We start from the raw sequence: 22670 nt of genomic DNA on the forward strand, positions 1-22670 counted from the left end.
CGTGGGCTTTTCTATACACAGTTTTTTTCAAGGACAATCGACAATGGTAGTGATTCGTCTGGCACGCGGCGGCGCCAAGAACCGTCCGTTCTACAACATCGTGGTGACCGACTCCCGCAACCGTCGTGACGGTCGCTTCATCGAGCGCGTTGGCTTCTACAATCCGGTAGCCAACGAAAAGCAAGAGCGCGTTCGCTTCACCATGGACCGTCTGAACTACTGGGTTGGCGTCGGCGCTCAGCTGTCCGACTCCGTTGCCAAGCTGCTGAAAGAGCAGAAAGTCGTAGCCGCTTAATCCGGCTATCCGACATCAAGACGGAATTGGGCGCATGCGCGACGAAGATCTGGTGGTAATGGGCTTTGTGCGCGGCGCCTTCGGTATCAAGGGCTGGGTGAAAATCCACGCCGATACCGAACACGCTGACGGCCTGTTCGACTACCCAGTCTGGTGGCTGGGCAAGGACGGCAGCTGGAAGCCGCATGCATTTGAGAACGGCACCATCCAGCCCAAGGCGCTTGCCGCCAAGCTGGAAGGCGTCGAGGACCGCGACGGGGCGGAAGCCCTGCGCGGCATGCAGATCGCCGTGCCCCGCAGCGAACTGCCCGAGGCTGGCGAAGGCGAATACTACTGGAGCGATCTGATCGGTCTGGCGGTGGTCAACCAGCAGGGCGAAACGCTGGGCGCGGTGGACAGTCTGATGGAAACCGGCGCCAACGACGTGTTGGTGGTGAAGGGCGAGCACGGCCAAAGGCTGATCCCCTTCGTCGACCAGTACGTGCTGGAAGTGATGCCGGCCGAAGGCCGCATCCTGGTGGACTGGGGCCTGGACTACTGATGCAGATCGACGCGGTTACGCTGTTTCCGGAGATGTTCGACTCTATCGCCCGCTTTGGCGTCAGCCAGCGGGCGCTTGACTTGAATCTCTGGGGCTTCAAGGCTTGGAATCCGCGGGATTTCACCCACGACAATTATCGTCGGGTGGATGACCGGCCATATGGCGGCGGTCCGGGCATGGTGATGCAGATCGAGCCGCTGGAGCAGGCCATCGCTTCCGCCCGCAACCGCCAACAGGCGGCCGGCGTCGAACGCAGCCATGTGATCTACCTGTCGCCGCAAGGCGCTAGGCTCAGCCACGCCAAGGCGGTGGAGCTGTCGCAGCGGCCGGGATTGATCCTGCTGTGCGGACGCTACGAAGGCATAGACGAGCGCCTGATAGAAACCGCGGTCGACGAGGAAATCTCCATCGGCGACTACGTGCTGTCCGGCGGCGAGTTGCCGGCGATGGTGCTGACCGACGCGGTGGTGCGCTTGTTGCCTGGCGCGCTCAACGATGCGCAGTCGGCCTATGAAGACTCATTTGTGGACGGTCTTTTGGACTGCCCGCACTATACCCGACCCGAAGAGTATCGAGGCATGCGGGTGCCGGACGTGCTGTTGTCCGGTAATCATGCCCTGATCGCCAAATGGCGGCTCAAGCAGTCGCTGGGCAGGACGTGGAAGCGTCGGCCCGAGCTGCTGCAAGACCGCGTTTTGACAAAACAGGAATCTCGGCTGCTGGCGGAGTACCAGCAGGAACAAGATATCCGCAAAAAACCGGAGTAAAACATGGATCTGATCCAGAAACTCGAGCAAGAAGAAATCGCACGCCTGGGCAAAACCCTGCCGGAATTCGCTCCTGGCGATACCGTAGTGGTTCAAGTCAAGGTAAAGGAAGGCAACCGCGAGCGTCTGCAGGCTTACGAAGGCGTTGTCATCGCCAAGCGTAACCGCGGCCTGAACAGCGCGTTCACCGTGCGCAAGATGTCCGCCGGCGAAGGCGTTGAGCGTACCTTCCAGACCTACTCCCCGCTGGTGGCTTCCGTTGAAGTGAAGCGCCGCGGCGACGTGCGTCGCGCCAAGCTGTACTACCTGCGTGGTCGTACCGGCAAGTCCGCACGCATCAAGGAAAAGCTGCCGGCTCGCAAACAGGGCTAATCCTGTCGGCGACAGCCGTTATGATCAAAGCGCAAGGCTCGGCCTTGCGCTTTTTTTATTGGGAGACGGGGATGGAGTATCCGGTGGTGATCGCCGCGCCGTTCGGGCGCTTGGGCGTGCGCTGCGAAGACGGCGAATTGCGCGGGCTGCGCTTTCTGCCGGCCGGCGCGGTTTTGCGGCCGCCCGCGCCGGGCAGCCTGGAGGCTGAGGTGGAGCGGCAGCTGGACGCCTACTACGCCGACGCGGACCATGCGTTCAGCGTGCCGTGGCGGCTGCTTGGCACGCCGTACCAGCTGCGGGTGTGGCAGCAGATCGCGGCGATACCGCGCGGCGAGACCCGCCGCTATTTGGACCTGTCCCGCGATCTGGCGTCGTCGCCGCGCGCGGTCGGCGGGGCCTGCGGCCGCAATCCCATTCCCATCATCGTGCCTTGCCACCGGGTGGTGGCGAGCGCGGGGCTGGGCGGTTTCAACCAGTCCCGCGGCGACGAGACGCTGGACATCAAGCGATGGCTGTTGCGGCATGAACTCGGATAAGGACGGCATCGACGCTTTTCTCGACCAACTGTGGCTGAGCGACGGCCTGTCGCAGAACACGCTGGCGGCGTACCGGCGCGATCTGGCCAAATTGTCAGGCCGTTTGCAGGCAGCGGGCGCCACGCTGGCGCAGGCCGATGCCGAGCAGCTGCGGCAAGCGCTGCTGGCCGGCGTCGACAGCGAAAAGCCGGCGACGCGGGCGCGGCTGACATCGGCGCTGCGCCGCTATTACCAGCACTTGGCGCAAAGCGGGCAAAGGGCCGACGATCCCAGCGCCGGACTGGCCACGCCCAAACAGGGACTGCGGTTGCCCAAGTCGATGTCGGAGCAGGCGGTGGAGGCGCTGCTGCTGGCGCCGGACGTGGCGACGCCGCTGGGCCTGCGCGACCGGGCGATGCTGGAGGTGCTATACGCCAGCGGCCTGCGGGTGTCGGAGTTGGTGGGCATGACGCTGACCCAGCTGAACCTGCTGGACGGCGTGGTGAAAACGATGGGCAAGGGCAGCAAGGAGCGGCTGGTGCCGCTGGGCGAAATCGCCCAGGACTGGCTGCTGCGCTATATGCGCGAAGCGCGGCCGCTGCTGCTGGCCGGCCTGCCGTGCGACGCGGTGTTCGTCACCCAGCGCAAAGCCGGCATGACGCGGCAGATGGCCTGGCATTTGATTTCGCAATACGCCGCGCGCCAAGGGCTGGCCAAGGTCAGTCCGCACGTGCTGCGCCACGCCTTCGCCACCCACCTGGTCAACCATGGCGCCGACCTGCGGGTGGTGCAGTTGCTATTGGGCCATGCCGACATTTCGACTACCCAGATCTACACCCACGTCGCGCGCGAACGGTTAAAGCAGTTGCACGCGCGCCATCATCCGCGCGGCTAGCGCCATGAAAAACGCCCGCTTGCGCGGGCGTTCAGGCATCGTTTCCAGGCTTGCCGGACTCAGGCGGGCTCGGCGGCCAGCGCGGGCTGGTCGAACAGCAGCTCCACCTTGCCGTCCGCTTCGGTGACGGTCACTTCGCCGCCGCCGACCAGGCGGCCGAACAGCAGCTCGTCTGCCAGCGCCTTGCGCAGCGTGTCCTGGATCAGGCGCGCCATCGGCCGCGCGCCCATCAGCGGGTCGAAGCCGTTCTTGGCCAGGAAGCGGCGCAGCTCGTCGGTGAAGTGGATGTCGACGTGCTTCTCCGCCAGTTGCTGCTCCAGCTGCATCAGGAACTTGTCCACCACCTGCAGGATGATCTGCTCGTCCAGCACGCCGAACGGGATGATGGCGTCCAGGCGGTTGCGGAATTCCGGACTGAACATCCGCTTGATGTCGCCCATCTCGTCGCCGGCCACCTTGGTCTGGGTGAAGCCCAGCGCCGGTTTGGACAGCGACTCCGCGCCCGCGTTGGTGGTCATGATCAGCACCACGTTGCGGAAGTCCGCCTTGCGGCCGTTGTTGTCGGTCAGCGTGCCGTGGTCCATCACCTGCAGCAACACGTTGTAGATGTCCGGATGCGCTTTTTCGATCTCGTCCAGCAGCACCACCGCGTACGGATGCTTGTTGATGGCCTCGGTCAACTGGCCGCCCTGTTCGAAGCCGACATAGCCCGGCGGCGCGCCGATCAGCCGCGACACCGCGTGGCGCTCCATGTACTCGGACATGTCGAAGCGGATCAGCTCGACGCCGAGGATGTAGGCCAACTGGCGCGCCAGCTCGGTTTTGCCGACGCCGGTGGGGCCGGAGAACAGGAACGATCCGATCGGCTTTTGCGGATTGCCGAGGCCGGAGCGCGTCATCTTGATCGCGCTGGCCAGGCCTTCGATCGCCTTCTCCTGGCCGAACACCACGTTCTTCAGATCGCGCTCCAGGTTCTTCAGCACGTTCTTGTCGTCGCTGGAGACCGTCTTCGGCGGAATGCGGGCGATCTTGGCGACGATCTCTTCGATCTCCGACTTGTTGATCACCTTCTTCTGCCGCGATTTGGGGAGGATCTTCTGCGCGGCGCCGGCCTCGTCGATCACGTCGATGGCCTTGTCCGGCAGATGGCGGTCGTTGATGTAGCGGGCCGCCAGCTCGGCCGCGGTGGACAGCGCCGACTGCGTGTACTTGACGCCGTGGTGCGCCTCGAAGCGCGATTTCAGTCCCTTGAGGATTTCCACCGTCTGCTGCACGGTGGGCTCGGAGACGTCTATCTTCTGGAAGCGGCGCGACAGCGCGTTGTCCTTCTCGAAGATGCCGCGGTACTCGTTGTAGGTGGTCGCCCCTATGCAGCGCAGGCTGCCGTTGGACAGGGCGGGCTTGAGCAGGTTGGAGGCGTCCAGCGTGCCGCCGGAAGCCGCGCCGGCGCCGATCAGCGTGTGGATCTCGTCGATGAACAGGATCGCGTTGCTGTCGTCGGTCAGCTGCTTGATCACCGCCTTCAGCCGCTGCTCGAAATCGCCGCGATACTTGGTGCCGGCCAAGAGCGCGCCCATGTCCAGCGCGTAGACGGTCGACTTGGCCAGGATTTCCGGCACTTCGCCGCCGACGATGCGCCGCGCCAGCCCTTCGGCGATGGCGGTCTTGCCGACACCGGCCTCGCCGACCAGCAGCGGGTTGTTCTTGCGGCGGCGGCAAAGGATCTGCACCGTGCGCTCCAGTTCGTGCTCGCGGCCGATCAATGGGTCGATCTTGCCGTCGCGCGCCATCTGGTTGAGGTTCTGGGTGTAATTCTCCAGCGCCCCGCCCGGACCGGTGCTCTGCTCTTCGTTCTCGACATCGTTGCCGCTGTTGTCGCGCGGTTCCTGCGGCGGCTGCTGCGACCGCTGCTTGGTGATGCCGTGCGAGATGAAGTTGACGACGTCCAGCCGCGAAATGCCTTGCTGGTGCAGGTAGTAGACCGCGTGCGAATCCTTTTCGCCGAAGATGGCGACCAGGATGTTGGCGCCCGACACTTCCTTCTTGCCGGACGATTGCACGTGCAGGATCGCGCGCTGGATCACGCGTTGGAATCCCAGCGTCGGTTGGGTCTCGACCTCGGTTTCGCCGGGCACGGTGGGCGTGTGCTCGTCGATGAAGTCGGATAGTTGCTTCTTCAGTTGGTCGATATTGGCGCCGCAAGCTCGCAAAACTTCTGCGGCCGACGGGTTGTCGGTCATCGCGAGCAGCAGATGCTCCACGCTGATGAACTCGTGGCGCTTGCGCCGTGCGTCCATGAACGCCATGTGCAGGCTTACTTCAAGCTCCTGGGCAATCATCAGTTTTCCTCCATTACGCACTGAAGCGGATGCTGATGCGCTTTCGCATATTGCAACACCTGCTCGACCTTCGTTGCAGCCACGTCTTTGGTATAAACGCCACACACGCCGTGACCTTGCGTGTGGACTTGCAGCATGATGTGTGTGGCTTTCTCGCGGTTCATGTGGAAGAACTGCTGGAGAACCTGCACCACGAAGTCCATCGGGGTAAAATCATCGTTCAATAACAACACCTTATACATCGGGGGCGGGTTTTCCCTAACCCGTGACGCCTCAAGCTGGGCATCGTCTTTGACCGAGGTGGACATGTCGACTTTCATGGAAACGGTGCCTTACTTCAATTTTGGTTCCCTCTGACTTTTTTTCAAGGGGGGACTCAAGCCGGCAATCACTTGACGGCACTGCCCGGGTTGCGTAGAAATGCAGCTGGTGCTTGGCTTAACTGTTTGGCATTTTGCGTCACAGCATCTTGTCAAAGTCTATTAAGCTCTAAGTTGGTCGGCTTCACCAGCCTTTTTTCCCAAGGATGTGAAATGGCATTTGGTACCGTGAAGTGGTTCAATGACGCAAAAGGCTTCGGCTTTATTACCCCGGACGAAGGCGGCGAAGATCTGTTCGCTCACTTTTCGGCCATCAACATGCAAGGCTTCAAGACCCTGAAAGAGGGTCAGCGCGTAAGCTTTGAAGTGGTGTCCGGCCCGAAGGGCAAGCAAGCGTCGAACATCCAGAACGCTGCCTAAGGGCGGTTCTGCCGCAGCCCCGCCGCGCGGTGGGCTGTAAGTCGTATTCAAAAAAGCCCGCCTCTGGCGGGCTTTTCATTTGCCGATGCGCAGGCGCCGGCAGCCGGCATGAAAAAAGCCCCCGGACATCCGGGGGCCTGGTTGACGCGGGCGGAGACGCTTAGCCTTGCACCGCCGCGATGGCGGCGTTGAAGGTGGCGCTCGGGCGCATCACCGCGCTGCACTTGGCGGCGTCCGGCAGGTAGTAGCCGCCGATGTCGGCGCTCTTGCCTTGCACGGCCTTCAGTTCGGCCAGGATCGTTTGCTCGTTGTCGGCCAGTTGCTTGGCTACCGGTGCGAAGCGGGCTTGCAGATCCTTGTCTTCCGCCTGCTCGGCCAGCGCCTGCGCCCAGTACATGGACAGGTAGAACTGGCTGCCGCGGTTGTCCAGCTCGCCGGTGCGGCGCGACGGGGACTTGTTCTCGTCCAGGAGCTTGCCGGTGGCCAGATCCAGCGTTTTGGCCAGGATCTTGGCCTTGGCGTTGCCGGTCTTGATGCCCAGGTCTTCCAGCGATACCGCCAGCGCCAGGAATTCGCCCAGGCTGTCCCAGCGCAGGTGGTTCTCTTCCAAGAGCTGCTGCACGTGCTTCGGCGCCGAACCGCCGGCGCCGGTTTCGTACATGCCGCCGCCGGCCATCAGCGGCACGATGGACAGCATCTTGGCCGAGGTGCCCAGCTCCATGATAGGGAACAGGTCGGTCAGGTAGTCGCGCAGGATGTTGCCGGTGACCGAGATGGTGTCGAGGCCGCGGGCCACGCGCTCCAGCGTGAAGCGCATCGCGCGCACCTGCGACATGATGTGAATGTCGAGGCCGTTGGTGTCGTGATCCTTCAGGTAGGCGTGCACCTTCTTGATCAGCTCGTTCTCGTGCGGGCGGTACGGGTCCAGCCAGAACACCGCCGGCATGCCGGAGTTGCGGGCGCGGGTCACGGCCAGCTTCACCCAGTCGCGGATCGGCGCATCCTTCACCTGGCACATGCGCCAGATGTCGCCGGCTTCCACGTTCTGGGAGAGCAGCACTTCGCCGGTGGCGAGGTCGACGATGTTGGCGACGCCGTCTTGCTGGATTTCAAAGGTCTTGTCGTGGGAGCCGTATTCCTCGGCTTTTTGCGCCATCAGGCCGACGTTGGGCACGGTGCCCATGGTGCGCGGGTCGAAGTTGCCGTGCCATTTGCAGAAGTTGATCATCTCCTGGTAAATGCGGGCGAAGGTCGATTCCGGCATCACGGCCTTGGCGTCGTAAGGCTTGCCGTCGGCGCCCCACATCTTGCCGCCGGCGCGGATCATGGCCGGCATCGACGCGTCGACGATGATGTCGTTCGGCGAGTGGAAGTTGGTGATGCCCTTGGCGGAGTCCACCATCGCCAGGCGCGGACGGTGTTCCTGGCAGGCGTGCAGGTCGCGGATGATTTCTTCGCGCTTGGAGGCCGGCAGGGTTTCGATTTTTTCGTACAGCGTGGCCATGCCGTTGTTGACGTTGACGCCCAGCTCGTCGAACAGCTTGCCGTGCTTCTCGAACGCGTCCTTGTAGTAGATCTTGACGCAGTGGCCGAACACGATGGGGTGGGACACCTTCATCATGGTGGCCTTCACGTGCAAGGAAAACAGGATGCCGGATTCGCGGCAGTCTTCCATCTCGCGTTCGTAGAAGTCGCACAGCGCCTTCTTGCTCATGAACATCGAGTCGATGATCTCGCCGGCCTGCAGCGCGACCTTGGGCTTCAGCACCACGGTCTGGCCGCTCTTGGTCGTCAGCTCCATCTTGACTTCGCGCGCCTTGTCCAGCGTGATGGACTTCTCGCCGTGGTAGAAGTCGCCGTGGTGCATGTGGGAGACATGGGTCTGCGACCACTGCTTCCATTCGCCCATCGAGTGCGGGTGTTTCTTGGCGTAGTTCTTCACCGCCAGCGGCGCGCGGCGGTCGGAGTTGCCTTCGCGCAGCACCGGGTTCACCGCCGAGCCCAGACACTTGGAGTAGCGGTCCTTGATCGCCTTTTCGGCGTCGTTGGCCGGATTTTCCGGGTAGTCCGGCACATTGTAGCCCTTGGACTGCAGTTCCTTGACGCAGGCGGCCAACTGGGCCACCGAGGCGCTGATGTTGGGCAGCTTGATGATGTTGGCTTCCGGCTGCAGCGTCAGCTTGCCGAGCTCGGCCAGGGTATTGGGGACTTTCTGCGCGTCGGTCAGATAGTCGGGGAATTCGGCCAGCACGCGGGAGGCCACGGAGATGTCGGCGGTGTCTACCTGAACGCCGGCGGAACCCGCGAAGGCCTGGACGATGGGCAGGAAGGAGCTGGTCGCCAGCGCCGGCGCTTCGTCGGTGAGGGTATAGATGATTTTCGATTGTTCTGCAGGCATGACTCTATCTCCATGTTGATCTTGTGATGACAGAACGATTGCGCGAAGAGTTTAGCGCTCGGACGACAGCGCCGGGCGTGTCGGAGCGCGCGGCCGGCCGGATGCGCGCATTCGGCGGCTCTAGGGCAATTTTCAAAAGCGAATTATACCCCTTCTCATCGGCTTGGTTGGCGGCGCAACTGAAACTTTTATGCCTGATAACTGGCCGGCTGGCGTTCGGATGCGAATAAAACACCTGTTCGAGCGCCGTCAGATTCGGCGGTGAAGGAGAACCGCGCGGGATAGCCGGCCGCGCGGCGGCCTGGCCTGTTATCATTCGCCTACTTCATTTCACCGTTTTCGCCGCATGCCCCAGCTGATTCTGCTCAACAAGCCGTATGGCGTGATCTGCCAGTTTTCCGACCACCCCACGCATCCGACGCTGAAGTCCTGCGTGCAGCAGCCCGGCGTCTATCCAGCCGGCCGGCTGGATACCGACAGCGAAGGCCTGTTGCTGCTGACAGGCGACGGCGCGCTGCAGCACCGCATCGCTGACCCGCGCTGGAAGCTGCCGAAGACTTATTGGGTGCAGGTGGAGGGCGAGCCGAAAGAGGAACAGCTGGAGCTGCTGCGCCGCGGCGTGGACCTGGGCGACTTCGTCACCCGGCCGGCCGAAGTGCGGCGCATCGATAATCCGGAGTTGTGGCCGCGCAATCCGCCGGTGCGTTTTCGCAAGACGGTGCCGGATTGCTGGCTGGAAATCATCATCAGCGAAGGCAAGAACCGCCAGGTGCGGCGGATGACCGCCAAGGCCGGACTGCCGACCCTGCGCCTGGTGCGGGTGGCCATCGGCCCGTGGAAACTGGACGGCCTGCAGCCGGGCGAGATGCGCGCGCTGGAGGTGGATTTGGCGGCGTTGCCGCGGAGCGGGTCCGCCGGCCGCGGCGGCAAGCCCGGCGACAGGACGCCGCCGCGCCAGGCTCAGGCGGCGGACAGGGGCGGCAAGGCGCCGACTTTCCGTTTCGCCCGCGGCAAGAAGCCCTGATAGCCAGTGGGCGCGTCGAATTTCCGCGCCATCATGACAAACGGGGAAGCGTGGCTTCCCCGTTTTGTTTGCGCGCTTTGCGGCGCGCTGTAATGGCGTTCACGGAAGATGCCGCTAGTGGGAATGATGATCCTCGAAGTAGGCGATCGGGCCCGCGCTGGTCAGGCCGACGTGGAAGTTCGAGTTTTCCGAAAACAGCTCGCCGGCGCTTTCCGCGGCGCGGACCAGCTCGAACAGAACCTCAATTTCCTTGAACTTGCGGGCCAGGATCAGGTTGCCATCCAGCCACTCATGGATCTCGGCTTCATGCGGATGCTGATTTTCCAATACCAGCTGACATTGATCATTGCTGACCAGGCTGATCGCCGGCGGCATGCTGATGTCGAACTGGTGCAACTCCTGCTGCGCCAGATTGGCGAAGTAGGAGAGTTCCTGGTTGGCCTTCTCCCGGATATCGGATAGGGCGATGGTTCCGTCGTCCTCGATCTGGCCGAGAAGCTGGCTCAGACTGGATACGGCGGAGGCGGTTTCAAACGACATCATATTGCTCCTTTATCAATACTACTATTTAGTAATAATAGATAACGTCCAGCCTGATAGCTGTTCAATCGGTCAGTTTCTTGAGTTCGTACAATATTTCCATTGCCTGTCGTGGACTGAGATTGTCCGGGTTTAGTTCCTGCAGCTTTTCCAGCGCCGGATGCGGCTCCGGTTCGGCGGCTGGCGCTGGCGCGGCGAACAGGTCCGGCTGCACACGCGCGGCCGACTGGTTTTCCAGGTCGGCCAGGTGGCGGCGCGCGTCGCGGATCACCTTGCCCGGCACGCCGGCCAACTGCGCCACCGCCAGGCCGTAGCTCTGGCTGGCCGGGCCGTCCTCCACGTGGTGCAGGAATACGATGCGGTCCTTGTGCTCCACCGCCGACAGGTGCACGTTGGCCACCGCCGGGTATTCGCCGGCCAGCGTGGTCAGTTCGAAATAGTGGGTGGCGAACAAAGTATAGGCGCGGTTCTTTTCAATCAATGCGCGGGCGATGGCCCAGGCCAGCGCCAAGCCATCAAAAGTGGACGTCCCGCGGCCCACTTCGTCCATCAGCACCAGCGAGTGCTCGCTGGCGTTGTTGAGGATGTTGGCGGTTTCGGTCATCTCCACCATGAAGGTGGAGCGGCCGCCGGCCAGGTCGTCGCTGGCGCCGATGCGGGTGAAGATGCGGTCTATCGGGCCGATCACCGCGGAATCGGCGGGCACGAAGCTGCCGACGTGGGCCAAGAGCGTGATCAGCGCGTTCTGCCGCATATAGGTGGATTTACCGCCCATGTTCGGGCCGGTGATCAAGAGCAGCTTGCGCTCGGCGGATAGCCTGGTGTCGTTGGCGATGAAGCGCTCCACTTCCGCCTCCACCACCGGGTGGCGGCCGGCGACGATGTCGAGCTTGGGTTCCGGCACGAATTGCGGCTCGGCGTAATTGCCGATGGCGGCGCGCTGGGCGAAGGCGGACAGCACGTCGAGCGCCGCCACCGCCTGGGCGATCAGCTTCAGCTCGGCGATGTGCGGGGCCAACTCGTCCAGCAGCGCCTCGTACAGCTGCTTTTCCAGCGCCAGCGCGCGGTCCTGCGCGGTCAGCGCCTTGTCCTCGAATTCCTTCAGTTCCGGCGTGATGTAGCGTTCGGCGTTCTTCAGCGTCTGGCGGCGGCGGTAGTCGTCCGGCACCTTGTCCGACTGCGCCTTGGACACCTCGATGTAGAAGCCGTGCACGCGGTTGAACTCCACTTTCAGCGTGGTGATGCCGGTGCGTTCTTTCTCGCGCGCTTCCAGTTTCAAGAGGAAGTCGCCGCAATCGGTCTGGATGGCGCGCAGTTCGTCCAGCGTCGGGCTGAAACCGTTGTTGATCACGCCGCCGTCGCGCAGGAAGGTGGCAGGTTCCGGCAGGATGGACGCGACCAGCATCTTTTGCACCGGCGAATCGACCGGCAGCACGCCGGCCAGTTCCTTCAGCAGCTCGGAGTCCAGCGAGGCCGCCAGCGCCTTGACGCCGGAGAGCGCGGTCAAGGAGTCGCGCAGCGCCGACAGGTCGCGCGGGCGGGCGGAGCGGAGCGCCACCCGCGAGGTGATGCGTTCGATGTCCGATACCTGGTCCAGCTCGGCGTGGATGTCCTGGTAGCGCGCCAGCAGCGCGCGCACCGCGCCGTGGCGGCGGGCCAGCTTGCCGTGGTTGCGCATCGGATGGTGCAGCCAGTGGCCGAGCAGGCGGCTGCCCATGCTGGTGGCGCAGGTGTCGAGCAAGGACGCCAGCGTCGGCGAGGCCTCGCCGCGTATGGTTTCGGTCAATTCCAGATTGCGGCGGGTGGCGGCGTCCATGCGGATCAGCTCGCCGGCTTCCTCCACCGACAGCGCGGCGATGTGGGCCGGGTTCACGCCCTGGGTGGACTTCACGTATTCCAGCAAGGCGCCTGCAGCGCCGACGGCCACTGGCAGCGTGTCGGCGCCGAAGCCGGCCAGGTCGCGGGTGCCGAAGTGGCGGGTCAGCGCCAGCTTCGACGATTCGATGTCGAACTGCCACGGCGGCAGCTTTTTCTTCGGCGTCGAGATGCCTTCGAAGGCGGCCAGGCCGGTGTCGTCCGGGATCACCAGCTCGGCCGGCTTCAGCCGCTCCAGCTCGCTGGAGAGGTCTTCCACATCGGCCTGCATCACCTTGAACTCGCCGCTGGCGAGAGACAGCCAGGCCAGGCCCAGCACGCCCTTGACCATATTGACCGCCAGCACCAGGTTGTCTCGCTTGTCGTCCAAGAGCGCGGCGTCGGTCAGCGTGCCCGGCGTGACGATGCGCACCACCTTGCGCTCCACCGGGCCCTTGGCCAGGGCCGGGTCGCCGATCTGCTCGGCGATGGCCACCGATTCGCCCATCTTCACCAGCCGCGCCAGATAGCCCTCGGCGGCGTGGTAGGGAATGCCGGCCATCTTGATCGGCACGCCGGCGCTGGCGCCGCGCGCGGTCAGCGTGATGTCCAACAGCCGCGCCGCCTTTTCCGCATCCTCGTAGAACAGCTCGTAGAAGTCGCCCATGCGGTAGAACAGCAGCTTGTCTGCGTGGTCGCGCTTCAGGGAGAAATATTGGGCCATCATCGGGGTGTGCTGGGGCGTGCTCATCGGGTGTCGGGCTCTGCTCTTGTGTCGGTCTGGGAAAATGCGTAACGCCCCGAATGAAGGCGGGGCGTTGGAATCGCCGCCATTCTAACGCGCGGCGGCGGGGGTGTCAGCCGCGGCCGGCTGCGGCAAAATGGCGTCATCGCCATTGGAGAACCCGTCATGTCCGATCTTGACTCGCAATCCACGCTGCGCCGTCTGTTCGACGCGGCCGTCGCCAGCGCGCTGCCGAAACGGCTGGTCGATCATCTGCCGCCGCCGACTAAAGGCCGCACCGTGGTTGTCGGCGCCGGCAAGGCCGCCGCGGCGATGGCGCGGGAGTTGGAGCGGGCCTGGCCGGGCGAATTGTCCGGCGTGGTGGCGACGCGTTACGGCCATGCGGTGGCGACCGAGCGGATAGCAGTGCTGGAGGCCGCGCACCCGGTGCCGGATAAGGCGGGCTGCGCGGCCGCGCAGCGGATACTGGAGGCCGTGAGCGGATTGACCGCCGACGATCTGGTGATCTGCCTGTTGTCCGGCGGCGGATCAGCCTTGCTGACCCTGCCAGCCGATGGCGTCAGCCTGGCGGACAAGCAGGAGGTCAGCCGGCAGTTGCTGGCCTGCGGCGCCGGCATCGATGAAATGAACGCGGTGCGCAAGCATCTCTCCGCCATCAAGGGCGGACGGCTGGCGCTGGCCTGCGCGCCGGCCAAACTGGTGACGCTGGCGATTTCCGACGTGGTGGGCGACGATCCGGCGGTGATCGCCTCCGGCCCGACGGCGGCGGACCCAAGCACCTATGCCGATGCCCGCGCGGTGGTCGCCAAATATGGTTTGACCTTGCCGCCCGCCGCAAGGGCATTGCTGGCGGCGGAGCCGGACGAGACGCCCGCGCCCGGCGACGCCAGGCTGGCGCATGCCGAATACCGGCTGATCGCGACGCCGCAGCTGGCCTTGCGGGCGGCGGCGGCCGAGGCGAAGCGGCTGGGGCTGAACGTGCTGTTGCTGGGCGACAGCATAGAAGGCGAGGCGCGCGAGGCGGCCAAGGTCCACGCCGGTATCGCGCGCCAGATCGCCGCGCACGGCTCGCCGGTGGCCAGGCCGGCGCTGATCCTGTCCGGCGGCGAGACCACGGTGACCTTGAAGGGCAAGGGCAGGGGCGGGCGCAACAGCGAGTTTCTGTTGGCGCTGGCCATCGCGCTGAACGGCTTGCCGGGCGTATACGCGCTGGCGGCGGACACCGACGGCATAGACGGCAGCGAGGACAACGCCGGCGCTTTTATTTCGCCGGACACGCTGGCGCGGGCGGCGGCGCTGGGCGTGGATGCCGGCGCGCGGTTGGCCGACAACGACGGCTACGGTTTCTTCGCGGCGCTGGGCGATCTGCTGGTCACCGGGCCCACCCACACCAACGTCAACGATTTCCGCGCCATCCTGCTGTTGTGAGGCGGCGAGGTGCCGCATCCGGGCCATGCCGCGCATGGCCTTTTTCGCGTCCTGATTCATGACGTGGAAATAGGGTCAAGCCTACAGATCATACCTTGTTCATCTTGACCCGAACTATTCCCGGCAATTATGATTCATATCAAAGTTTCAGAAATTACTGAAAATTGAGAAAATCATGAACACACCACCTCTGGTGCAGGCCTTCGTGCTGCACTTCGGCGAGATGGGCAGCCGCTGGGGCATCAACCGCACCGTCGGCCAGATCTACGCCTTGCTGTACGTATCGGAAAAACCGCTGAACGCCGACGAGATCGGCGAGGCGATAGGCTGTTCCCGCTCCAACGTCAGCATGGGGCTGAAGGAGCTGCAGTCGTGGCGGCTGGTCAAGCTGCAGCATTTTCCCGGCGACCGCCGCGAATACTTCTCCACGCCGGAAGACGTGTGGCTGATCTTCAAGACCCTGGCCGAGGAGCGCAAGAAGCGCGAGGTGGAGCCGACGCTGACCATGCTGCGCGGCGCGATGATGGAGCATCCGGCCAGCGAGGCCGAGCAGCACGCGCAGGCCAGGATGAAGGAGATGTACCAGCTGATCGAATTGGTCACCACCTGGTTTTCCGACATCCAGCACATGGACGTGGAGACGCTGCAGCGGCTGATGAAGCTGGGCTCGCAGGTGCAGAAGGTGCTGCAGTTCACTCAGTCGCTATCGCGGCTGGGCCATCGCGAAGAAGAAAAGGAGTAGACCATGGAACTCGACCCCGTCACGCTGGCGCGCATCCAGTTCGCCACCAACATCTCCTTTCATATCCTGTTTCCCACCATCAATATCGCGATGGCCTGGGTGTTGCTGTTCTTCAAGGTGCGCTTCCGCCAGACCGGCGACCAGGGCTGGATGGACGCCTACGCCTTCTGGGTGAAGATCTTCGCGCTGTCGTTCGCGCTGGGCGTGGTGTCCGGGGTGACCATGAGCTTCCAGTTCGGCACCAACTGGCCCGGCTATATGCAGACGGTGGGCAATATCGCCGGCCCGCTATTGGCTTACGAGATCCTGACGGCTTTCTTCCTGGAGGCCGGTTTCCTCGGCATCATGCTGTTCGGCCGCTCCCGGGTGCCGGAGAAGGTGCACACGCTGGCCACGCTGCTGGTGGCGGGCGGCAACACGCTGTCGGCGTTCTGGATCATCGCGCTCAATTCCTGGATGCAGACCCCGGCCGGCTTCGTGATGCGCGACGGCCGCGCCCATGTGCTCAGCTGGATTGAAGTCATCTTCAATCCGTCGATGCCGTACCGGCTGACCCATATGCTGCTGGCCTCCGGCCTGACTGTGGCTTTCCTGATCGCAGGCCTGTCCGCTTACCGCTACCTGCGCGGCGACCGCGGCCGCGGCGTGATGCTGGCGCTGAAGAGCGGGGTGTTCCTGGCGGCGTTGCTGATTCCGCTGCAGATGTTCGTCGGCGACATGCACGGCCTCAATACGCTGAAGCACCAGCCGGCCAAGCTGGCGGCGATAGAAGGCATCTGGCATACCGAGAAGAATGTGCCGCTGCTGTTGTTCGCGCTGCCCAACGCCGAAACCCGCAGCAACGATTATGCGGTCGGCGTGCCCGAATTGGGCAGCCTGATCCTCACCCATAAGTGGGGCGGCGAGATCAAGGGCCTGAACGAGTTCGAGCAGCACCCGCCGGTGGCCAAGGTGTTCTGGAGCTTCCGCGTGATGGTGGCGATGGGCGGCCTGATGCTGTTGGCCTCCTGGCTGGCGGCCTGGCAGTTGAAGAAGCGCGGCGAGCTGGCCAAGCCGCTGGCGCGCCTGCTGGTGGGCATGACCTTCGCCGGCTGGATCGCCACGCTGGCCGGCTGGTTCGTCACCGAGATCGGCCGCCAGCCCTGGCTGGTGACCGGGGTGCTGACCACCGCCCAGGCGGCGGGCAAGGCCACCGCGCCGATGCTGTTCACTTCCCTGGGCACCTACCTCGCGCTGTACGCGCTGCTGCTGCTGGCCTACATCTCGGTATTGTTCCACCTGGCGCGCAAGGCCGGCGCGCATGAGACGGCCGACGCCAAGCAACTGAAGGAGCAACTGGCATGAACGAGGCATATTTCCTGCCGGCGATTTTCGCCGGACTGATGGCGCTGTCCATGCTGGTGTACGTGGTGCTGGATGGCTTCGACCTGGGCGTCGGCATCCTGCTGCCGCTGGCGGACGACGAAGAGAAAGATCTGATGATCGCGTCGATCGGGCCGTTCTGGGACGCCAACGAGACCTGGCTGGTGTTGGGCGCGGGCTTGCTGCTGGTGGCCTTCCCGCTGGCGCACGGCGTGGTGTTCGGCGCGCTCTATCTACCGGTGCTGGCGATGCTGGTGGGGCTGATCCTGCGCGGCGTCGCCTTCGATTTCCGCGTCAAGGCGCAGGACCCGCACAAGCCGTGGTGGAACGCCGCGTTCGCCGGCGGCTCGCTGCTGGCGGCGCTGGCGCAGGGGGTGATGCTGGGCCGCTACCTGACCGGCTTCGCCGATAGCTCCACGTCCTGGCTGTTCTCGCTGGTGGTCGGCGTCGGCCTGGCCTTGGCCTACGCGCTGCTGGGCGCCTGCTGGCTGGTGATGAAAACCCACGGCACGCTGCAGGCCAAGGCGATACGTTGGGCGCAACTGAGCCTATACGGCGCCGGCGCCGCGGTGGCGGCGGTGTCGCTGGTGACGCCGCTGGCCAATCCGGCCATCGCCGCCAAATGGTTCGCGCTGCCGCAGTTCCTGCTGTTGTTGCCGCTGCCGCTGGGCTCGCTGGCGCTGTTCGGCCTGTTGATGCTCAGCCTGCCGCGGCTGGCGCGGCGCCAGGCGGCGGGCAACGATGCCTTCTGCTGGCTGCCGTTCGCCGCCAGCGTCGGCATCGTGCTGCTGTCGTTCTGGGGGCTGGCTTACAGCGTGTTCCCGGAAGTGGTGCTGGGGCAGATGACCATCTGGCAGGCGGCGGCCGATCCGGAGGCGCTGTGGGTGATATTGTGGGGCGCCATCGTGGTGCTGCCCTGCATCATCGGCTACACAGCCTTCGCCTATCGGGTGTTCTGGGGCAAGGCCGACAAGCTCAGCTATCAGTAATGAGCGGAGGAAAACCAAAAAGCGCGCCTGCATGGCGCGCTTTTTTTGCGTCTTCATTCCATTTTTGCGCCTTGATGTAAACTTAATGTCATATTATTGTAACGATACTGTCATTTTGCCCGGCCACAATCCGCCGCGTGAATGCCAGCCGCCATAATGATAAATGGAGAAGCCGATGTCCCTAGCCCTTTCCCGCACTTTACGCCGCGCCGCCGCGCTCGCGCCGCTGACGCTGGCCTTGTCGCTGCCGGCTCACGCCGCCACCGAAATCCAGTTCTGGCATTCGATGGAAGGCTCGCTCGGCGACCGGGTCAACGCCATCGCCGCGCAGTTCAACGCCAGCCAGAAAGACTACAAGGTGGTGCCGGTGTACAAGGGCCAGTACGACGAATCGCTGGCGGCCGCCATCGCCGCCTACCGCAGCGGCAACGCGCCGGCCATCGTGCAGGTGTTCGAAGTGGGCACCGCCACCATGATCCAGGCCAAGAAGGCGGTCAAGCCGGTGTACCAGGTGATGGCCGACGCCGGCGAGAAACTGGACGAGAAGGCCTTCATTCCGGCGGTGGCCAGCTATTACAGCGACGCCAAGACCGGCCACCTGCTGTCCTTGCCGTTTAATGCGTCCACCCCGGTGCTGTACTACAACAAGGACGCGTTCAAGAAAGCCGGCCTGCCGGAGGCGCCGCCCAAGACCTGGCCGGAACTGGCCGCCGCCGCCGCCAAGCTGAAGGCTTCCGGCATGCGCTGCGGCTACAGCACCGGCTGGCAGGGCTGGGTGCAACTGGAGAACTTCAGCGCCTGGCACAGCCTGCCGTTCGCCAGCCTGGACAACGGCTTCGGCGGCGCCGGCGCGACGCTGCAGTTCAACGGCCCGGTGCAGGTCAAGCACATCGAATTCCTGGCCAAGATGGCCAAGGACGGTGCCTTCAGCTACGCCGGCCGCAAGGACGAGGCCACGCTGAAGTTCTACAGCGGCGAGTGCGGCATCATGACCGGCAGCTCCGGCTCGCTGGCCAATATCCGCAAGAACGCCAAGTTCAACTTCGGCATGGGCATGATGCCGTACGATCCGGCGGTGAAGGGCGCGCCGCAAAACGCCTTGATCGGCGGCGCCAGCCTGTGGGTGATGGCCGGCAAGTCCCCGGCCGAGTACAAGGGCGTGGCCCGCTTCTTCAAGATGCTGGTGTCGCCGGAAGTGATGGCCAAATGGCACCAGGACACCGGCTATCTGCCGGTGGTGAACGCCGCCTATGATTTGTCGCGCAAGCAGGGCTTCTACGACAAGAACCCGGGCGCCGACATCGCCACCCGCCAGATGCAGAACAAGCCGCCCAAGTCCTACACCCGCGGCCTGCGCCTGGGCTATATGCCGCAGATCCGCACCGTGATGGACGAGGAGCTGGAAGAGGTGTGGACCGGCAAGAAGACCGCCAAGCAGGCGCTGGACAGCGCCGTGCTGCGCGGCAACGAGCTGCTGCGCCGTTTCGAGAAAACCGCCAACTGATCCCTCCGGAAACGGGCGCGCCGCGAGGCCGCCCGTTTTTCTCGATAGAGTCCACGCATGCAGAATCGCATTCATTTTTCCAATCGCTGGCTGGGCTTCGCCTTGATGGCGCCGCAGCTGGCGATCACCTTGATCTTCTTCCTGTGGCCGGCGCTGGAGGCCTTGTGGCAGTCGGTGCAGCAGCAGGACCCGTTCGGCCTGGACAGCCAGTTCGTCGGCCTGGCCAATTTCAGCCTGCTGTTCCATGACCCGCTGTATCTGGGCACCATCCAGACCACGCTGCTGTTCAGCGCGCTGGTGACCTTGCTGGGCACCGGCAGCGCGCTGATCCTGGCGGTGATGGCCAACCAGATCACGCGCGGCCGCCGCATCTACCAGACGGTGCTGATCGCTCCGTACGCGATCGCGCCGTCGGTGGTGGCGGTGCTGTGGCTGTTCCTGTTCAACCCCAGTCTCGGCTGGATCAGCTATCTGCTGCGCGAGGCCGGCTACGAGTGGAACCACGCGCTCAACGGCGGCCAGGCGCTGCTCTTGGTGGTGCTGGCTTCGGCCTGGAAGCAGATCAGCTACAACTTCCTGTTCTTCTACGCCGGCCTGCAGGCGATACCGGCGTCCTTGATTGAAGCCGCCGCGATAGACGGCGCCGGCCCTCTGCGCCGCTTCCGCGACCTGGTGTTTCCGCTGTTGTCGCCGACCAGTTTCTTCCTGCTGGTGGTCAACCTGGTGTACGCCTTCTTCGATACCTTCGCGGTGATAGACGCGGCCACCGGCGGCGGGCCGGGCAAGTCCACCGAGACCATGATCCTCAAGGTATACCTGGAAGGCTTCAAGGGCCTGGATCTGGGCAGCTCGGCCGCGCAGTCGGTGGTGCTGATGGCGGTGGTCGGCCTGTTGACGCTGGTCCAGTTCCGTTACGTGGAAAGAAAGGTGCAGTACTGATGGTGGAGAACCGCAAAGGGCTGGACCTGTTCTGCCACGCGATGCTGATCGCGGGCATGCTGGTGGTGGCCTTCCCCTTGTATCTGATGTTCGCCGCCGCCAGCCAGGACGCCGATCAGGTGACGCGGGTGCCGCTGTCGCTGCTGCCCGGCAGCCAGCTGTGGACCAACCTCTCCACCGTGCTGTGGAGCGGCAGCGGCGGGTTGGCGGTGCCGTTGGCGCGCACGCTGTGGAACAGCTTCGTGATGGCGATGCTGATCGCCGTCGGCAAGATCGTGATTTCCTTCCTGTCGGCTTACGCCATCGTCTATTTCCGCTTCCCCTTGCGCAAGACCGGCTTCGCACTGATCTTCGCCACGCTGATGCTGCCGGTGGAGGTGCGCATCTTCCCGACGGTGGAAGTGGTGACCAAGATGGGGCTGATCAACAGCTATACCGGCCTGACGCTGCCCTTGATCGCGTCCGCCACCGCCACCTTCCTGCTGCGGCAGTTCTTCATGACGCTGCCCAAGGAATTGATGGAGGCGTCGCGGGTGGACGGCGCGGGGCCGATCCGCTTCCTGATTGACGTGGTGCTGCCCTTGTCGCGCACCAATATCGCGGCCTTGTTCGTGATCACCTTCATCTACGGCTGGAACCAGTATCTGTGGCCGCTCTTGGTCACCCACGATCCGGCGATGTCCACTTCGGTGATCGCGATCAAGGGCATGCTGGGCGAGGGCGCGGTGCAGTGGCACCTGGTGATGGCGTCCGCGCTCTTGACCCTGCTGCCGCCGCTGCTGGTGGTGATCGGCATGCAGCGCTGGTTCGTCAAGGGCCTGGTGGACAACGAGAAATGAGAAAGAGCGCCAAATGGCAAAACTAAGTCTGAAGAACATCGCCAAGCGCTATCCCGGCGCTGAGCGCCGGGTGCTGGAAGAGATTTCGGTGGAGATCGCCGACGGCGAGTTCGTGGTCATCGTCGGCCCGTCCGGCTGCGGCAAGTCCACGCTGCTGCGGATGGTGGCCGGGCTGGAGAGCACCGAGGACGGCGAGATCCGCATCGGCGAGCGGCTGGTGAATCAGCTGGAGCCCAAGGACCGCGACATTGCGATGGTGTTCCAGAACTACGCGCTGTATCCGCACATGACGGTGGCGGAGAACATGGGCTACGCGCTCAAGCTCAAGGGCCTGAAAAAGGCCGAGGTGATGGAGCGAGTGCTGAAGGTGGCGGCGGTGCTGGAGCTGGAGCAGCTGTTGCAGCGCAAGCCGCGCGAGCTGTCCGGCGGCCAGCGCCAGCGCGTGGCGATGGGCCGCGCCATCGTGCGCGAGCCGGCGGTGTTCCTGTTCGACGAGCCGCTGTCCAACCTCGACGCCAAGCTGCGCGGCCAGATGCGGCTGGAAATCCAGCGCCTGCATCGCCGGCTGGCCACCACCAGCCTGTACGTCACCCACGACCAGGTGGAGGCGATGACGCTGGCCGACCGCGTGATCGTATTGAACAAGGGCCATATCGAGCAGATCGGCGCGCCGGACGAAATCTACGACCGGCCGGCCAGCGCCTTCGTCGCCGGCTTCATGGGCTCGCCGGGAATGAATCTGTTCGACGCGCAGGCGGACGAGCGCGGCGAGCGGCTGCTGCTGGGCGACGGCGTGTCGCTGGCGCTGCCGGCGGCCGCGCCGGCGCTGGCCGGCCGCAAGCTGAAGGTCGGCATCCGGCCCGAGCATTTGCGCGCGGCGGACGAGGGCGGCGAGGCGCTCAGCCTGCGGGTGGACAGCGTGGAGATGCTGGGCGCCGACAATTACGTTTACGGCCTGATGGCCGGCCACAACGTGGTGGCGCGGCTGGCCCATGGCCACCGGCCCGAGCCGGGCAGCCGGCTGGAAGTGACGGTGCGCGCCGAGGCGCTGCACCTGTTCGACGCAGAGAATCAACGGAGAATCGCGCATGCCGCAGCAGAACAAGCAAGCCTGGCCGTATCCTGAATTCGTCGCCCACCGCGGCGGCGGCACGCTGGCGCCGGAAAACACCGTCGCCGGCTTCCGCGAAGGCATTCGCTACGGCTACCGCGCCGCCGAGTGCGATGTGAAGCTATCGGCCGACAACGTCTGCTTCCTGCTGCACGACGACACGGTGGACCGCACCAGCAACGGCAAGGGCGCGGCCCAGGGCAAGACCATGGCCGAGCTGTCGCAGCTGGACGCCGGCGGCTGGAAGGGCGGCGCTTTCGCCGGCGAGGCGTTGCCTACGCTGGCCAATGTGGCGGCCTATTGCCTGGCGCAGGATATGCTGCTGAATATCGAGATCAAGCCTTGCCCGGGCCGTTTCGAGGAAACCGGCCGGCTGGTGGCGCAAGAAGCCGCGCGGCTGTGGGCCGGCGCGGCGGTGCCGCCTTTGCTGTCCTCGTTCGAGATCGAGGCGCTGCGCGCGGCCCAGGCCGCCGAGCCGGCGCTGCCGCGCGCCTTCCTGTGCGAGGAGATCCCGGCCGACTGGCGCGCCATTCTGGCGGAGCTGGATTGCGTGGCGCTGCATTGCGACCATAAAACCCTGACCGAGCCGCTGGCGCGCGGCATCAAGGCCGCCGGCTACCAATTGCTGTGCTACACGGTCAACGACCCGGCCGATGCCCGCCGGCTGCTGGCCTGGGGCGTGGACAGCCTGTGCACCGACAGGCTGGATCTGCTGCCGGCGCGCGGCTAGA

Annotated in this window: 21 protein-coding genes and 1 pseudogene; 17 read left to right on the forward strand and 5 right to left on the reverse strand. The window is 64.5% G+C overall.

Annotated elements, in window-relative coordinates:
* Positions 1-43 precede the first annotated feature (43 nt).
* The 6 genes from rpsP to xerD all read left to right on the forward strand — a co-directional run bounded on the left by rpsP (position 44) and on the right by xerD (position 3385).
* The gene (gene rpsP / locus MY55_RS10260) at positions 44-295 is read left to right on the forward strand and encodes a 30S ribosomal protein S16 (protein ID WP_011137222.1); all 252 of its coding nucleotides are present in this window, start codon (positions 44-46) and stop codon (positions 293-295) included.
* Between the two features lie 34 nt (positions 296-329).
* On the forward strand, positions 330-836 hold the full coding sequence (gene rimM, locus MY55_RS10265) for a ribosome maturation factor RimM (RefSeq protein ID WP_043576540.1): 507 nt from the start codon (positions 330-332) through the stop codon (positions 834-836).
* Positions 836-1603: a tRNA (guanosine(37)-N1)-methyltransferase TrmD gene (gene trmD, locus MY55_RS10270; RefSeq protein ID WP_043576538.1), complete on the forward strand. Its 768-nt coding sequence runs from the start codon at positions 836-838 to the stop codon at positions 1601-1603. Before rimM ends, trmD begins: the two co-directional genes overlap by 1 nt.
* A gap of 3 nt (positions 1604-1606) precedes the next feature.
* Complete coding sequence (rplS, locus tag MY55_RS10275; protein ID WP_011137219.1) at positions 1607-1975, forward strand: 50S ribosomal protein L19; 369 nt, start codon at positions 1607-1609, stop codon at positions 1973-1975.
* Positions 1976-2046: 71 nt separating this feature from the next.
* Positions 2047-2511, forward strand: a complete 465-nt coding sequence (locus MY55_RS10280; RefSeq protein ID WP_043576740.1) for a methylated-DNA--[protein]-cysteine S-methyltransferase — start codon at positions 2047-2049, stop codon at positions 2509-2511.
* Complete coding sequence (xerD, locus tag MY55_RS10285) at positions 2498-3385, forward strand: site-specific tyrosine recombinase XerD (RefSeq protein WP_043576535.1); 888 nt, start codon at positions 2498-2500, stop codon at positions 3383-3385. Before MY55_RS10280 ends, xerD begins: the two co-directional genes overlap by 14 nt.
* A gap of 59 nt (positions 3386-3444) precedes the next feature.
* Here xerD and clpA read toward each other — a convergent pair whose 3' ends face one another.
* Positions 3445-5724 carry an ATP-dependent Clp protease ATP-binding subunit ClpA gene (gene clpA / locus MY55_RS10290; RefSeq protein ID WP_043576533.1) on the reverse strand — a complete coding sequence of 760 codons (2280 nt, stop codon included), beginning with the start codon at positions 5722-5724 and terminating at the stop codon, positions 3445-3447.
* Complete coding sequence (clpS, locus tag MY55_RS10295) at positions 5724-6044, reverse strand: ATP-dependent Clp protease adapter ClpS (RefSeq protein WP_011137215.1); 321 nt, start codon at positions 6042-6044, stop codon at positions 5724-5726. Before clpS ends, clpA begins: the two co-directional genes overlap by 1 nt.
* A gap of 213 nt (positions 6045-6257) precedes the next feature.
* Between clpS and MY55_RS10300 the strand changes: the two genes are divergently transcribed.
* Positions 6258-6464: a cold-shock protein gene (locus tag MY55_RS10300; protein ID WP_043576527.1), complete on the forward strand. Its 207-nt coding sequence runs from the start codon at positions 6258-6260 to the stop codon at positions 6462-6464.
* A gap of 160 nt (positions 6465-6624) precedes the next feature.
* Here MY55_RS10300 and MY55_RS10305 read toward each other — a convergent pair whose 3' ends face one another.
* Complete coding sequence (locus MY55_RS10305; RefSeq protein WP_047249657.1) at positions 6625-8862, reverse strand: NADP-dependent isocitrate dehydrogenase; 2238 nt, start codon at positions 8860-8862, stop codon at positions 6625-6627.
* 346 nt (positions 8863-9208) lie between these two features.
* Here MY55_RS10305 and MY55_RS10310 point away from each other — a divergent pair.
* Positions 9209-9733: pseudogene (locus tag MY55_RS10310) on the forward strand (pseudouridine synthase); the annotation flags it as partial.
* Between the two features lie 267 nt (positions 9734-10000).
* On the opposite strand, the gene MY55_RS10315 reads toward MY55_RS10310, so the two are convergent.
* Positions 10001-10426 (reverse strand): hypothetical protein, encoded by a 426-nt coding sequence (locus MY55_RS10315; protein ID WP_047238781.1) that lies wholly within the window; start codon positions 10424-10426, stop codon positions 10001-10003.
* A gap of 64 nt (positions 10427-10490) precedes the next feature.
* Positions 10491-13031, reverse strand: coding sequence for a DNA mismatch repair protein MutS (gene mutS, locus MY55_RS10320; RefSeq protein ID WP_065202330.1), 2541 nt, complete (start codon positions 13029-13031; stop codon positions 10491-10493).
* 159 nt (positions 13032-13190) lie between these two features.
* Between mutS and MY55_RS10325 the strand changes: the two genes are divergently transcribed.
* From MY55_RS10325 to ugpQ, 9 genes are all read left to right on the forward strand, one after another.
* On the forward strand, positions 13191-14453 hold the full coding sequence (locus MY55_RS10325; protein ID WP_047237655.1) for a glycerate kinase type-2 family protein: 1263 nt from the start codon (positions 13191-13193) through the stop codon (positions 14451-14453).
* A 175-nt stretch (positions 14454-14628) separates the two neighbouring features.
* Positions 14629-15195, forward strand: coding sequence for a GbsR/MarR family transcriptional regulator (locus MY55_RS10330; protein ID WP_043576511.1), 567 nt, complete (start codon positions 14629-14631; stop codon positions 15193-15195).
* Positions 15196-15198: 3 nt separating this feature from the next.
* Entirely contained in the window at positions 15199-16539 is a 1341-nt protein-coding gene (locus MY55_RS10335; RefSeq protein ID WP_043576508.1) for a cytochrome ubiquinol oxidase subunit I, read from the forward strand.
* Positions 16536-17546 carry a cytochrome d ubiquinol oxidase subunit II gene (locus MY55_RS10340; RefSeq protein WP_043576506.1) on the forward strand — a complete coding sequence of 337 codons (1011 nt, stop codon included), beginning with the start codon at positions 16536-16538 and terminating at the stop codon, positions 17544-17546. Before MY55_RS10335 ends, MY55_RS10340 begins: the two co-directional genes overlap by 4 nt.
* A gap of 175 nt (positions 17547-17721) precedes the next feature.
* Positions 17722-19050 carry a sn-glycerol-3-phosphate ABC transporter substrate-binding protein UgpB gene (gene ugpB, locus MY55_RS10345; RefSeq protein WP_043576735.1) on the forward strand — a complete coding sequence of 443 codons (1329 nt, stop codon included), beginning with the start codon at positions 17722-17724 and terminating at the stop codon, positions 19048-19050.
* Between the two features lie 57 nt (positions 19051-19107).
* Positions 19108-19989, forward strand: a complete 882-nt coding sequence (ugpA, locus tag MY55_RS10350) for a sn-glycerol-3-phosphate ABC transporter permease UgpA (RefSeq protein WP_043576503.1) — start codon at positions 19108-19110, stop codon at positions 19987-19989.
* Positions 19989-20828: a sn-glycerol-3-phosphate ABC transporter permease UgpE gene (gene ugpE, locus MY55_RS10355; RefSeq protein WP_047237654.1), complete on the forward strand. Its 840-nt coding sequence runs from the start codon at positions 19989-19991 to the stop codon at positions 20826-20828. The genes ugpA and ugpE overlap by 1 nt, the downstream gene beginning before the upstream one ends.
* Positions 20829-20841: 13 nt before the next feature.
* Entirely contained in the window at positions 20842-21954 is a 1113-nt protein-coding gene (locus MY55_RS10360; protein WP_065202331.1) for a sn-glycerol-3-phosphate import ATP-binding protein UgpC, read from the forward strand.
* Positions 21917-22669: a glycerophosphodiester phosphodiesterase gene (gene ugpQ, locus MY55_RS10365; RefSeq protein ID WP_065202332.1), complete on the forward strand. Its 753-nt coding sequence runs from the start codon at positions 21917-21919 to the stop codon at positions 22667-22669. Before MY55_RS10360 ends, ugpQ begins: the two co-directional genes overlap by 38 nt.
* Position 22670 lies beyond the last annotated feature (1 nt).

Origin of the sequence: Chromobacterium subtsugae (genome assembly GCF_001676875.1) — a bacterium.
GTDB classification, from domain to species: Bacteria; Pseudomonadota; Gammaproteobacteria; order Burkholderiales; family Chromobacteriaceae; genus Chromobacterium; species Chromobacterium subtsugae.

What these genes read in the sequence shown, in the direction of transcription:
- rpsP (WP_011137222.1), top strand. Translation starts at nt 44, where the DNA reads ATGGTAGTGATTCGTCTGGCACGCGGCGGCGCCAAGAACCGTCCGTTC.
- rimM (WP_043576540.1), top strand. Translation starts at nt 330, where the DNA reads ATGCGCGACGAAGATCTGGTGGTAATGGGCTTTGTGCGCGGCGCCTTC.
- trmD (WP_043576538.1), top strand. Translation starts at nt 836, where the DNA reads ATGCAGATCGACGCGGTTACGCTGTTTCCGGAGATGTTCGACTCTATC.
- rplS (WP_011137219.1), top strand. Translation starts at nt 1,607, where the DNA reads ATGGATCTGATCCAGAAACTCGAGCAAGAAGAAATCGCACGCCTGGGC.
- MY55_RS10280 (WP_043576740.1), top strand. Translation starts at nt 2,047, where the DNA reads ATGGAGTATCCGGTGGTGATCGCCGCGCCGTTCGGGCGCTTGGGCGTG.
- xerD (WP_043576535.1), top strand. Translation starts at nt 2,498, where the DNA reads ATGAACTCGGATAAGGACGGCATCGACGCTTTTCTCGACCAACTGTGG.
- clpA (WP_043576533.1), bottom strand. Translation starts at nt 5,724, where the DNA reads ATGATTGCCCAGGAGCTTGAAGTAAGCCTGCACATGGCGTTCATGGAC.
- clpS (WP_011137215.1), bottom strand. Translation starts at nt 6,044, where the DNA reads ATGAAAGTCGACATGTCCACCTCGGTCAAAGACGATGCCCAGCTTGAG.
- MY55_RS10300 (WP_043576527.1), top strand. Translation starts at nt 6,258, where the DNA reads ATGGCATTTGGTACCGTGAAGTGGTTCAATGACGCAAAAGGCTTCGGC.
- MY55_RS10305 (WP_047249657.1), bottom strand. Translation starts at nt 8,862, where the DNA reads ATGCCTGCAGAACAATCGAAAATCATCTATACCCTCACCGACGAAGCG.
- MY55_RS10315 (WP_047238781.1), bottom strand. Translation starts at nt 10,426, where the DNA reads ATGTCGTTTGAAACCGCCTCCGCCGTATCCAGTCTGAGCCAGCTTCTC.
- mutS (WP_065202330.1), bottom strand. Translation starts at nt 13,031, where the DNA reads ATGAGCACGCCCCAGCACACCCCGATGATGGCCCAATATTTCTCCCTG.
- MY55_RS10325 (WP_047237655.1), top strand. Translation starts at nt 13,191, where the DNA reads ATGTCCGATCTTGACTCGCAATCCACGCTGCGCCGTCTGTTCGACGCG.
- MY55_RS10330 (WP_043576511.1), top strand. Translation starts at nt 14,629, where the DNA reads ATGAACACACCACCTCTGGTGCAGGCCTTCGTGCTGCACTTCGGCGAG.
- MY55_RS10335 (WP_043576508.1), top strand. Translation starts at nt 15,199, where the DNA reads ATGGAACTCGACCCCGTCACGCTGGCGCGCATCCAGTTCGCCACCAAC.
- MY55_RS10340 (WP_043576506.1), top strand. Translation starts at nt 16,536, where the DNA reads ATGAACGAGGCATATTTCCTGCCGGCGATTTTCGCCGGACTGATGGCG.
- ugpB (WP_043576735.1), top strand. Translation starts at nt 17,722, where the DNA reads ATGTCCCTAGCCCTTTCCCGCACTTTACGCCGCGCCGCCGCGCTCGCG.
- ugpA (WP_043576503.1), top strand. Translation starts at nt 19,108, where the DNA reads ATGCAGAATCGCATTCATTTTTCCAATCGCTGGCTGGGCTTCGCCTTG.
- ugpE (WP_047237654.1), top strand. Translation starts at nt 19,989, where the DNA reads ATGGTGGAGAACCGCAAAGGGCTGGACCTGTTCTGCCACGCGATGCTG.
- MY55_RS10360 (WP_065202331.1), top strand. Translation starts at nt 20,842, where the DNA reads ATGGCAAAACTAAGTCTGAAGAACATCGCCAAGCGCTATCCCGGCGCT.
- ugpQ (WP_065202332.1), top strand. Translation starts at nt 21,917, where the DNA reads ATGCCGCAGCAGAACAAGCAAGCCTGGCCGTATCCTGAATTCGTCGCC.